Consider the following 12,246-nt stretch of genomic DNA (forward strand, 5'->3'; position numbering starts at 1 on the left):
GTCCGAGCCCCGCATCGCCCCCTCGCTGGCTGCATTCTCCACGACCGTAGAGAATCACGACAGGCCGGCAGGCAACAGACCTTTTTCCGCGTCCTGCTAGAGAGCTTCGGCCCAGGCCGTGATAGAGGCATCGATTGTCGATACTCCCATGGAAGGCATTCGCTCATCGTTCAAGCTAAGCACTACCTACGAAGTGGCAAGAGTAAGCTTCTCACCACGTTAAAGTCAGAAGATGCGAAGGTGGCGAAGCTAAGCCCCTCACGGTACATCGTCGCCACCTCAGTCTCGATGACAGGAGACCTCAAAAGCAAAATCATCGCTGCGATGCCGAGTGCGCCACTGACTGTAGCGGATATTATCGGCCTGGAGGACATCAACGGTTTGCTCAGTAAGCATCCTGAAATTGAGAAAAACCATTTCAAGCTTTGGTTATCTAGTGCGGCCATTATTGAGCGTATGCTTCATAGCGGCATCTATAACCGTACCGATACGGAGATGGACCTCATCCGCAAGATGGTACCGAAATTTGTACAAAATGACAGCGTCAAGGAAGCTGAGAATATCCTATCATCGTCGGGCACCCTTATCATCTCTGGCCATCCCGGTGTCGGAAAAACTACCCTTGGTAGAATGCTGGTGTGGCTGCACGCTTCCCAGGGCTGGAAAATATTCGTTGTAGATGATATTGCAGAAGCATTCGAAGTGTCAAATCCTGGGGAGAAGCGCCTCATATTCTTTGATGACTTCCTCGGACAAGTTCAACTCTCCGCAGACCATGTCAGGGGGATTGATCAGAGATTGCCCCCCTTCCTCGAACGGGTGAATGCAAACAAGGATCTGCGCTTCATCTTAACAACCCGTGAATATATTTTGAGCCAAGCGGAGTTGTTATCGCGCAGGCTCGCGTCTAGGAGCATGACATCCAATCGATATGTGTTGAATGTTGGAGCCTACACTCGCGCCGTGCGCGCCCGTATACTTTATAATCATCTCCATTTTTCAGGTTTGAGTAATGACCAGCTTGCGGATATCCTCGAGAGTGATTTTTACATCAAGATTATCGATCATAAAAACTTCAACCCGCGCCTGATTGAGCTCCTCACTAGCGAGGAGTATTCTTCACTCACGGGAGAGAACCTGAAAGCTGCAATCGAAAGGGTGCTCGCAAACCCGGACGAGCTTTGGGAACGCCCCTATCGCGACCACATTAGTGCTGACGGCAGAGCACTGATGCTTGCCCTTCTGCTACATAACGATGCGGTACCGCTCAAAGTGCTGCGGTCAAGCTTCGAACGCGTTGCGAAGGCGCTTGGGCAAGCCATACCCGAGGCCCAACTGCAAGCAAGATTTGCGGCCGCGCTCAAACAACTGGAAGGGTCCGTCGTCGCTATCATCGAACGAAAGGTGAGGTTCTCCAATCCAGGCGTCCGCGACTTCCTGCTCTCTGTTGTGATAGAGGACGGCATGCTCGCAAGCATTGTGGCGCATGTCGAGACCTATGGCGAACTCAATCAGTGTTGGCTCATCTATATCGGACAGAAGCCCGAGCCCATAGCAAACGATGACGACGCTGCGTTGTGGATGAAGGCGGTCGAGCGGATGGAGCATTCCGACCTCGGCGACCTACTCGAACGCTTAGAGCTCTTGCTCAACATATTCGATCATTTTGCTACCGATGGGCTCCTCGGTGTCGCGCTCCAGATAGGTAAACGAATCGAAGACGAGGGGATTGATGGCACGCAAGTTCGGGAAGCCGCTTGGGCGCTAGAAAATATAACCATGCATGCTCTTCCACTGCGTAAGCAGGACTACCTGCATCAGATCATTACGGTCGCGACCGCGGACATGCTCAAGACGTATGCGTCGGAGCTGCCATTCGAAGATATTCAAGCCCTTGATGAAGCTCTCTATTCATACGGCTCGGATCCAGAAATCGCCAAAAATGCTGTTCACGCGGCGTTGGACAGCTTCATCCCCGTGATTGACAGCGAGATGTCTAACTTCGGCAGCCTGAATGAACTCGACGAATTTGAGGAAAATCTCAAAAATTTGATTGAGAAGAGAAGGTATTTTGGTAAGTCACCAGCGCGCAATATTGAACTTAAACGTGAGCGACTTCTAGAGGATGAGTCTAATCGCGGTGAAGAAGAGGGTTATAGTGGTGGGCATCGTGGGAGCGCTATGAGTAATATGTCAGATGATCATATCCGTTCGATGTTTCAAGATCTCAGCGCCTCGCGGGGTTAGTCTGTTTCACTACTGCCATTATGGCCAGCATCGATCGGAATTTTGTCTTCATATTTTGTAATCCAAGGCAATATAGCATCGCAACAATACGGCATGCGCGGCAGCGTGCACCTGTGATCATCTCTCGGTTGACATCCGAGGAAATTCCGTAACGGAGTTGCCAATGAGCCAGCCATGTCCGCTGTTGGCGCTGCACCGACACACACAAGTGCTTGGCCGGGGGAGCAGCCCCAGCCCTTTGAAATGTAGTAGCCATCCTTCAATCCGACACTGACGGCACGCAGGAACTGAACGGAGGCGCGCCCCCAACGGCGTCGTTCACGCCCAAAAAACCCGGTCACACCGCGTTCGCGATGTGCGTTTTCGCACAGGCGCCAGCGGGCCGTGACGGCACTCTCCAGCCGCGCCGCGAAGCGCTGGCCTGACCGTTCCATCCCGGCAGGCTCCGCCCCGCGTCCCGTTTCCTGCGGCTTGGAGTGTTCCGACGATGGCTCTGCTCGATGATCTTGTGGTGCAGACCGCCCTGTTTCCCCTGGTGGTCGGCGTCGCCGCCGTCGGCGTGGTCCGTCTCGCCGGCGGGCGCACGCGGGGGCCCCGGTTGGCGGCGGCGGGCGTTGCCGCCGCCTTCCTGGCAGCCTACGCGCTGATCGTCGGCCTCCCCGCCCTGCCCCCGCCCTCCAGCATGGGCCGCCTGTTCTGGAGCGCGGTGGCCGGTCTGGTCATCGGCGTCGGCGCCGACCTCGCCGGGATCGACCGCCGCCGCGGCACTTGGCTGCTCGGCGCCTGGGTGACGGCGTCCTTGCTGTGGATCGCCCTGCCGGTGCTGCCGGGAAGCCTGGACACCATCACCGCCGCCGTCCTTCTGCTGGCCGGCGGCTGGATCGCCCTGACGCGCACCGCCGGCGAGGGCGAGGGGGTGGCGACGCCCGGAGTCGCCCTGCTGGCCGCCGCGGTGGCGGTGGGCGGGGTGGCGCTGGTCGGCGCCTCCGCCTCCGTCGCCCAGCTCGCCTTCGCGCTGGCCGCGGCCACCGGCGGCCTGCTGCTGTGGAACTGGCCGGTGGAGCGCCACGCCTGGGGCAACGCCGGTCAGGCGGCGCTGGGCATCCTGGTGCTGCTGGCCGCCACCCTGACCTTCTTCTCCTCCGCCCACGCCGAAGCCCTGCTGCTCGTCCTGCCGGCCTTCTTCGCCGACCGGCTGCGCGACCGCCTGCCCCTGCCGCGCACCGCCGCGGGACGGGCCATGGGCACCGTGGCGCTGACCGCCATCGCCCTGGTGCCGGCCGTCGCCGCCGTGGGCGTCGCCTTCCTTCTCTCCGCCGGTTCCGACGTGTCCGGCTACTGATCCACCCCAGTCATCCCGTTCCATCCGACAAAGGACTTCCGACTCATGAAGCGTCTTCTCTCCGCCGCCGCCCTGTCCGCCCTCGTCGCCCTGCCGATGACCGCCCAGGCCGCCCCGGTCGCCTACAAGCTCGACCCGGCCCACACCGCGGTGGTCTTCATCGTCGACCATCTGGGCTTCTCCAAGGCCGTGGGCAGCTTCAACACGGTGGCCGGCGAGCTGGCCTTCGACAAGGACGCCGCGGACAAGAGCAGCCTGTCGGTGACCATCGACACCGCCAGCATCGACACCAACCACGCCAAGCGCGACGAGCACCTGAAGTCGCCGGACTTCTTCAACGTGAAGGAGTTCCCGAAGCTGACCTTCAAGAGCACGAAGATCGAGAAGACCGGCGATAAGACCGGCAAGCTGCACGGCGAGCTGACCCTGCTGGGCGTCACCAAGCCGGTGGTCCTCGACGTGACCTTCAACAAGGACGGCGTCAGCCCGGCCAGCAAGATGGACACGGTCGGCTTCTCCGCCCGCGGCACGATCAAGCGCTCCGACTTCGGCATGAAGTACGGCGTGCCGAACATCGGCGACGACATCCAGATCATCATCGAGTCCGAGGCGGTGAAGGCGTAAGGCGCGCCGTCAATCCTCCTCCGCCGCCTGCCGGACCCGCTCCCGCAGGCGGCGGGTGTCCAAGAGGACCAGCGCCCCCCGCCGCTTCTCCAGCAGCCCGTCGCGCTCCAGCGCGCTCAGCTCCCGCGAGACCGCCTCGCGCCGGGTGCTGACGCGGGCGGCGAGGTCGGCGTGGGGCGGCGGCGGGGAGATGGTGGCGCTGTGCTCCCCCCGCCCGTCCGGCCGGGCCAGCCGCAGCAGCTCGGCGTAGATGCGGTGACGCACGTCCAGCGTGTTGAACTCGTTCACCCGCGTGGCAAGCTTCCGGATCTCCCCGGCCAGCAGAACCATCACTTGGTCGCAGACGTCGGGGTGACGGTGGATGCAGTCGCGGAACAGCGGGGCGGGCATGCAGGCGACCGTGGCGTTGGTCACGGCGACGATGCCGGCGGAGCGGGCCTTCCCGTCGATGGCCGCCAGCTCCCCGAAGAATTCCCCGGCGGGGATGTCGCGCAGGATCACCGTCCGCCCGGAGATCGCGCGGATGGTCACCCGGACCAGACCGGCGGCGACGATGAAGACGTCGGTTCCCTCATCCTCGAAATCGATGATCCATTGCCCGGCCTCCACCCGGCGCCAAAGGCAGCGGTCCTCCAGCGCCCGCAGCTCGTCGGGGGACAGGGAGCGGAACAGCGCCGCCCCGGCCAGCGTTTCGCTCCGGCGCCTCATGGAGGGGAATGGGTGTCGGGCTGTGGCATGGCGCGGGATGATCTCATAGGATGCCAAGGGACGCCACGCAGAAGCCGAGCCCGCACCGACATGACGACCGTCCCCTCCGCCGCCCGGCCCCGTCCATGACCCGGAACCGTTCATGAAACGCCGGATCGAACGCCCGTTGCGCCTGTTCACCGGCCTGACGCTGTTCACCTTCGTCATCACCCATTTCCTCGCCCACGCCGCCGGGCTACTGCTGCTTCCGGGGATGGAGGTGGCGCGGCGCACCCTGCTGTGGGTGTGGGACACGCCGCCGGGGCAGGCGCTGCTCGCCGGCTCCTTCGTCACCCACGCCGGGCTGGGTCTGTGGGCGCTGTACCGGCGCCGCCACCTGCGCATGCCCGCCGGGGAGGCGTGGCAGCTGGGACTCGGCCTGTGCATCCCGCTGCTGCTGATTTCGCACGGCATGGCCGGGATGCTGTCGGACGACCTCTACAACGACCCGCTGACCTACCCGCGGGCGATCGTCCTCTACTGGATCACCGCGCCGGAAACCCTGCTGTGGCGCCAGCTCCTGCTGCTGGTGATCGTGTGGATCCACGGCTGCATCGGGGTGCGCGGCTGGCTGATGACGAAGCCCTGGTACCGGCGCCGCGCCTCGCTGCTCGGCGCCTTCGCCATGCTGCTGCCGTTGCTGGCGCTGGCCGGGATCGTCAACGCCGGTTGGGACGCCGAGCGCCGGGCCGCCGCCGATCCCGCCTATCTGGAGCCGTTCCGCCCGCCGGCCCCCGGCACGCCGGAGGCGGAGAACCGCGCCGCTCTGGCGGCGATCAGCGGCGGCGTCTTCAACACCTACGTCCTGCTGCTGGTCGGCACGCTGGGAATGCGGCAGTACCGCAACTGGCGGGCGCGGGCGACCAGCCCGGTGCGCATCGCCTATCCCGGCGGGCGCTCGGTCACCGTGCCGCGCGGCACCTCGGTTCTGGAGGCCAGCCGGGCCAACGGCATCCCGCATACCGCGCTGTGCGGCGGGCGGGGGCGCTGCTCCACCTGCCGCATCCGGGTGACCGAGGGGGCGGACGCCCTGCCGCCGCCCAACGCCACGGAACGGGCGGTGCTGGAGCGGATGAAGGCCCCGCCCGCCGTCCGTCTCGCCTGCCAGCTCCGCCCGGTGGCGCCGCTGTCGGTGACGCCGCTGCTGTCCGCGCGCGACAACGGGCGCACCTTCGCCGTCACCGCCCCCATGGACAGCGGGCGGGAGCTGGCGATCACCGCGCTGTTCGTGGATCTGCGGGGATCGACCTCGCTGGCGGCGGAGCGGCTGCCCTTCGACGCGCTGTTCATCGTCACCCGCTATGTCCAGGTGGTCACCGACGCGATCCGGCGGCACGGCGGCTACGTCATCGCCATCGCCGGCGACGGGGTGATGGGCATGTTCGCGAACGAGGAGGACCCCACCGCGGCCGCCGCCAGCGCGCTGCGCGCCACCGCCGACCTGTGGCGCGACATCGAGGTGCTGAGCCGCGACCTTGCGGAGGAGCTGGACCAGCCGCTGGCCTTCGGGGCCGGGGTGCATTCCGGCCTCGCCGTGGTCGGGGCGGTGGCCTGTTCGGAGGACGGGTCGCTCCAGTTCATCGGCGACACCGGCAACGTCGCCGCAAGGCTGGAGGAGATGACCAAGACGCTGGGCGCCACCGTGGTCTTCTCCGACGCGGCCGCCGAGCTGGCGGGGCTCCAGGGGCTGGAGCGTCTGGAACGCCGGGATGTGGCGATCCGGGGGCGCGACGGCAGGCTCGGGGTGCGGACCGTCCGCCGCCAGGAGGACTTACGGGCGCTGCTGGAGGGTGGAACCACCGTCCCCTCTCCCCCCTGGGGCGACGCTTAGGACGAGGCCACCGCTGCGGGTGTCGGGGGAGCAGCGGATTCTTCCTTTCTCCCCCGCTCTTCCCCCTCCCCTCTCATCCCTGGATCACGCCGCGGCGACGCGCTCCAGCCTGGCGGGGAGACCCTGGCGCACCGCCGTTCCGGCGATGGGGTCGACCCAGACCGAGGCGCCCGGACGGGTCGGGTCGTGCAGGCCGAGGTCGTTGATGTTCACCCCCGCCCCGATCTCCGGCACCACCGGCTGACTGTGGCCGCCAATGACGTGCGCCCGCGCGCCGAACTCCTTGTGGCCGAAGCCGTGCTCGACGGCGAGCACGCCGGGCATCACGCCGTGCCGGACGATGGCGGTGGCCAACTCCGCCCCGCCCGGCGTGGCGATGCGGATGCGGTCGCCGGTGGCGATGCCCAGCCGCCGCGCATCCTCCGCGTTGATGCCCACCGGATTCTCAGGGTGCAGGTGGCGCAGGCGGCTGGCCGCGATGGTGTAGGCGCTGACCAGCACCGATTTCGAGCTGATGAGCTGGAAGGGCCAGTCCTCCGCCGTGTGGATCTGTCGCATCGGCGTGCCGTCGGCGAAGGCCGGGGGCGTCCAGGCGGCGGTGCCGGTCCAGCGCTTGCCGGTGACGCTGCTCCGCGCCGCGCCGACGGCCTCGTTGTAGACCAGCAGCCCGTCCTTGAAGCGGTGGGTGGCCCTGTCGCCCTCGAAGCCCTCCGCCTGGTTCTGGTAGCGCCCGCCGCGCGCCAGGATGAAGGCGACCTTGCGCCACTCCTCCTCCTTCAGCACCGCCTGGAGCGCCGGCAGGACGCGGGCGACGCCGGACAGGACGATGTCCTCGTCCGTGATGTCGGGCACCGGCTGCTTGCCCAGCCACGCGATGTTGGCGCCGCCGCGCAGGTACCAGTCCTCAGGCCGCTCCAGCGGATAAGTCTTCCCGTCCATGTCGGCGATGGCGTCCGGGCCGAAGCCGGGCAGGCCCAGCCGCTTCGCCAGCGCGATCAGGAACGTCTCCATCTGGACGTGGCGGCCGTCCGGCAGTGGTTCCGTGCGCGGCGTCACCACCGGCCAGCGCGCCGTCGAGGTCTTGGTCGGCACGCCCGCCCAGGGGGACGCCCAGCCCCAGGTCTCGTACAGCACGGTGTCGGGGATGATGTAGTCGGCGAAGGCCGTGGATTCGTTGATGAAGGGGTCGATGGCGACGATCAGCGGCAGCGCCTTCGGGTCGCGCAGCGCCGCCTCCACCTGGCCGCGCACGCCGGGGATGCCGTAGACCGGGTTGCTGTTCCACAGGAACAGGGCCTTCAGCGGGTACGGGTAGCCGTCCACCACGCCGCTGGTCAGATACTCGGTGGTGAGCTGCGGAGCGTTGGGGTACCAGGGCGCCTTGGCCGGATAGGGCTTGCCGGCCTCCTTCTTCGCCTTGAACTCACTGGACTTCTCGTACGGGATAGGGCGGCTGATGGCCGTGCCGGAGGGCTTCACCTGTCCGGGGAAGCTCGCCAGCTTGTAGCGCGGGCCGTCCTGCTCGTCCGGGAAGCGCCCGCCGCCGAAGATGGTGCCGCCCTTCCAGTTCAGGTTGCCGATCAACGTGTTCAGCGTCACCACGCCGAAGGCGTTGTAGAAGCCGTTGCCGGCCATCATGCCGCCGTGGGTGTTGGCGGCCGCCTTCTTGCCGTGGCTGGTGAATTCCCGCGCCAGACCGGCGATGACGTCGGCGGGGATGCCGCAGGCGTCGGCGTAGCCGCCGAGATCGAGCCTCATCGCCTGCTCGCGCAGCAGGGTCAGGCTGGTCTTCACCGCGACGTCGCCCGCCGGGCTCGCCAGCGTTCCGCCGTGGAACAGCGTGGCCGGTCCCGTCAGCGAGTCGTGGGCCACCGGCGTGCCGGCGGGGTCGAGCACGACGAAGGCGTCCTTGGCGCCGTAGCGCTCCTTGTCATCCAGCGTCGCCCAGCCGAGGTCGGAGGCGCGCAGCATCCGCCCGTCGCGCGGGTGGCCCGCCTGCTGGATCACCAGATGGGTGGCGTTGCACCAGCCGGCCTCGCCCGCGGCCTCCGCCGCCTTGCCGTTGGGCTGGGAGAGATAGGTGGCGTCGATGCGCCCGTTCTCGAACATCCAGCGCATCATGCCCATGACCAGGGCGCCGTCGGTGCCGGGCCGGATGGGAATCCAATCGGAGCGCTCCGCCGCCGCGCGGTTGTCGGCGTTGGTCAGCACCGGGTCGACGACGACGTAGTTCAGAACGCCGTCCGTCCGCCCCTTGGCGAGCAGCATGGCCTGCCGCTTGAACGGGTTGCCGGCGTTGGACGGGGCGGTGCCGATGAACAGCACGAACTCGGCGTTCTGCAGGTCCGGCTTGGCGTGAGGCATCTTCTTGGCGTCGCCGAACACCGCCCCGGAGCCGGAGCGGTAGGCGCCGCCGCAATAGGAGCCATGGCCGACGAAGTTGATCGTCCCCAGCGCCTGATTGAAGAAGCGCCGTACGAAGGGCTCCCGCCCGTCGTTGACCGACGACAGCAGGGCCACCTGATTGACCTTCGGCCCCAACTCCGGAGCCGCCGGGTCGATGGGCGTCTTCAGGTCGCGCAGCGCCCGCAGGCCGGGCACGGGACCTTCGCCGAACAGGTCGCCGCCCTCGGCGATCTCCTCGACCAGCCGGTCGAAGGCGATGGGCTCCCAGCGGCCGGAGCCGCGCGGGCCGACCCGCTTCATCGGCGTGGCGACGCGGAAGGGCGAGGTCAGCATCTCCAGCGCCGCGTTGCCCCGGCCGCAGGCGGTCGAGCGGCCCTTCAGTCCCTTCTCGTCCAGCCGCGACAGGGATTTGAAGCTTTCCCTGATCGGCGTGCCGTAGGGCAGGAAGGGATCGGTGGACAGCGGGCTGTAGGGGTTGCCGGCGACGCGCAGCACCGTGTTCTTCTCCACATCCACCCGGACGCGGACGCCGCACAGGGTGGTGCAGCCGAGGCAGGCGACGTTGGCGACGATCTGGCCCGGCGTCGGGGTGAGGTCGCCGGTCGCCGGGTCGACGCGGAATTCCGGGGCCGGGGCGTTGCCGGAGATGGCGTGGTCGGGCTTGTCCCCGGCCCAGGCGCCCTTCACGAGCTTGCGCCCGGTGTCGGAGAAGCCGCCCGCGAAGGCGGCGAGCGCGCCGCCCGCGGCGCTGGTCTTCAGGAGGAGACGACGGGAAATCGACATGATGGTTGCTCCGTTCACTCGGCGGCCACGGTTCCGGCGGGCGCCTGGGGGGCGCGGGCCGGACCGGGCGCCGGGCGGCGCGGGGAAGGCAGGATGGCGGTGAGGGCGATCAGCAGGAACAGCCAGAGTCCGGCGGTTCCGACGATCCCCAGCAGCCCCTCCGGACCGGCGGCCAGCGCGTAGTCGTAGAAGCCGGCGCCGGTCTTCGGCACGGTCTGGCCGCCGATGAACACGGTCCAGCGGAACATCCAGGCGCCGTGCAGGGCGATCAGTCCGGTCACCAGCCCCGTCCCGGCGGGCTTGGCGACGGCGATGGCGAAGGGCAGCGCGGTGGCGGCGACAGCCCAGATGGCGGTGACGCGCCACGCCTCCGACCCGGCGACGCTGCCCAGCGCCTCCGCGTGCGTGGCGTCCAGCCTGAACAGGCCCAGCGCCAGCCACAGCCCGCCGATCAGCATGACCCCGCCCAGGAAGCCGGCGAGCAGCCGGTTCGCTTGCACCTCCACCGCGCGGTCGTTGCCGGCGGCGAAGCGGTTCAGCACCAGCACCAGACCGGCGCCGCCGGCCAGCGCGGTCATCAGGAACTGCACGGGCAGGAAGGGCGTGTGCCACAGCGGGCGCGCCTTGACCACCGCGACCTCCGCCCCGGTGTAGAGGGCGACCAGCAGCGCGCCGGCCAGGGCGAACAGGCCGGCGGCGCGGATCAGCGCGTCGTTGCGCCCGCCGCCCAGCGACGTCAGCCGGTAGAGCGCGGCGAGGCGGCTGTCCACCCGGCCATGCGCCTGCAACTCCTCGCGGAAGCAGACCCAGCCATAGACCAGCAGTCCCGTGACATAGAGGGGGATGAAGATCGACCCCCACCACATCCACGACGTCGGACGCAGCACGACGTAGAAGTGCCAGAAGCGGCCGGGCTGGTGGAGGTCCGACAGCAGCGCCACCGGGGCGGCCAGCCCGCAGGTCAGCGCCACCAGCAGGGCGGTGCGGCCAAGCGCGCGCCAGTTCTCCCGGGCGAAGGCGTAGCCGGGCAGGCTGAGCAGCATGCCGCCGACCGACAGGCCGATCAGGAAGAAATACTGCACGGCCCAGGGAAGCCACGCGACCTCGCGGGTCACGTTGATGACCTCGACGATGTGGTTGTCCATCACGCGTGCTCCTTTCGGGCGTGGGTCTTGCTGCTGGGCCGCCAGAGCGTCGGCGTGCCGTCGACCTTCCCTTGGAAGCGGGGATCGAGGCCGAGGTAGAAGACGCGCGGCTGGGTCCCCTGCTCCGGCTTCAGCACCTTGGGGTTCTCCTCGCGGACCAGGGTGGCGACGGCGCTGTCCGGGTCGTTCAGGTCACCGAAGATGCGGGCCCCGCCGACGCAGGTCTCCACGCAGGCGGGCAGCAGCCCGGCCTCCACGCGGTGGACGCAGAAGGTGCATTTGTCGGCGGTCTGGGTTTCGTGGTTGATGAAGCGCGCGTCGTAGGGGCAGGCCTGGACGCAATAGGCGCAGCCGACGCAGACGGTGTTGTCCACAACGACGATGCCGTCCCGGCGCTGGAAGGTCGCGCCGGTCGGACAGACGGGGATGCAGGGCGGGTCCTCGCAATGGTTGCACAGGCGCGGCAGCATGTAGCTGCCGGCCTTGCCCTGCTCCGTCACCTCGTAGGTGGAGACGATGGTGCGGAAGCTGTTCTCCGGGACATCGTTCTCCATGATGCAGGCGACTGTGCAGGCTTGGCAGCCCACGCATTTGCGCGCGTCCACCACCATCGCCCAACGGTGCGCCGGGTCGCCCTCCCGGCGGAGCGACGCACCGCTGGGCGCGGCGGCGGCGGGCATCGCTCCCACCGTCGCGGCGCCTATGGTCGCGGCGCCCGCGCCGAGGCAGAAGTTGCGCCTTGATCGGTCCATGGCTGGCCTCTTCGCACCTGAATCCTTAGGCCGCGACGAACCGCGACCCTACGGTGCGAAGGGTATCGCCCCCCTGCCCCCACTCCCATTGGGGGCATCCCTACACTTCTTAGGGTAAACCCCAGTGACGACGTGCCGCAGGGGCTGGTCGGTCAAGACAATCGCGTTTGACCTTCATAGCCCTCTCCCCTCTGGGGAGAGGGTGGCCCGGAGGGCCGGTGAGGGGGATGTGCGTGGCGATACGTCCGGCACAAGCGCAACCCCCTCACCCTAACAGGACGCGGAAAAAGGTCTGTTGCCTGCCGGCCTGTCGTGATTCTCTACGGTCGTGGAGAATGCAGCCAGCGAGGGGGCGATGCGGGGCTCGGA

The 12,246-nt window shown here is 67.3% G+C and carries 8 protein-coding genes; 4 read left to right on the top strand and 4 right to left on the bottom strand.

Annotated elements, in window-relative coordinates:
- The 3 genes from ACFPMG_RS23700 to ACFPMG_RS23710 all read left to right on the top strand — a co-directional run.
- Positions 1–2,247 (top strand): nSTAND3 domain-containing NTPase (locus ACFPMG_RS23700; protein ID WP_376997682.1); only part of this gene is annotated, 2,247 nt, incomplete at its 5' end.
- A 487-nt stretch (positions 2,248–2,734) separates the two neighbouring features.
- Positions 2,735–3,589: a hypothetical protein gene (locus ACFPMG_RS23705; RefSeq protein WP_376997683.1), complete on the top strand. Its 855-nt coding sequence runs from the start codon at positions 2,735–2,737 to the stop codon at positions 3,587–3,589.
- Between the two features lie 45 nt (positions 3,590–3,634).
- Positions 3,635–4,213, top strand: a complete 579-nt coding sequence (locus ACFPMG_RS23710) for a YceI family protein (protein ID WP_376997684.1) — start codon at positions 3,635–3,637, stop codon at positions 4,211–4,213.
- A 9-nt stretch (positions 4,214–4,222) separates the two neighbouring features.
- Here the strand turns inward: ACFPMG_RS23710 and ACFPMG_RS23715 are convergent, their stop codons facing one another.
- Positions 4,223–4,921 (bottom strand): Crp/Fnr family transcriptional regulator, encoded by a 699-nt coding sequence (locus ACFPMG_RS23715; RefSeq protein ID WP_376997685.1) that lies wholly within the window; start codon positions 4,919–4,921, stop codon positions 4,223–4,225.
- A 142-nt stretch (positions 4,922–5,063) separates the two neighbouring features.
- On the opposite strand from ACFPMG_RS23715, the gene ACFPMG_RS23720 reads away from it, so the two are divergent.
- Entirely contained in the window at positions 5,064–6,791 is a 1,728-nt protein-coding gene (locus ACFPMG_RS23720; protein WP_376997686.1) for an adenylate/guanylate cyclase domain-containing protein, read from the top strand.
- A gap of 84 nt (positions 6,792–6,875) precedes the next feature.
- Here the strand turns inward: ACFPMG_RS23720 and ACFPMG_RS23725 are convergent, their stop codons facing one another.
- Genes ACFPMG_RS23725 through dsrO form a run of 3 tightly spaced genes read right to left on the bottom strand, consistent with a single transcriptional unit; the run spans position 6,876 to position 11,877 of the window.
- Positions 6,876–9,980 carry a molybdopterin dinucleotide binding domain-containing protein gene (locus ACFPMG_RS23725; protein ID WP_376997687.1) on the bottom strand — a complete coding sequence of 1,035 codons (3,105 nt, stop codon included), beginning with the start codon at positions 9,978–9,980 and terminating at the stop codon, positions 6,876–6,878.
- Positions 9,981–9,994: 14 nt separating this feature from the next.
- Positions 9,995–11,125 (bottom strand): NrfD/PsrC family molybdoenzyme membrane anchor subunit, encoded by a 1,131-nt coding sequence (nrfD, locus tag ACFPMG_RS23730; RefSeq protein ID WP_376997688.1) that lies wholly within the window; start codon positions 11,123–11,125, stop codon positions 9,995–9,997.
- Positions 11,125–11,877: a sulfate reduction electron transfer complex DsrMKJOP subunit DsrO gene (gene dsrO, locus ACFPMG_RS23735; protein WP_376997689.1), complete on the bottom strand. Its 753-nt coding sequence runs from the start codon at positions 11,875–11,877 to the stop codon at positions 11,125–11,127. The genes nrfD and dsrO overlap by 1 nt, the downstream gene beginning before the upstream one ends.
- Positions 11,878–12,246: the final 369 nt, after the last annotated feature.

The organism is Azospirillum himalayense, assembly GCF_042657465.1.
Lineage (GTDB): Bacteria > Pseudomonadota > Alphaproteobacteria > Azospirillales > Azospirillaceae > Azospirillum > Azospirillum himalayense.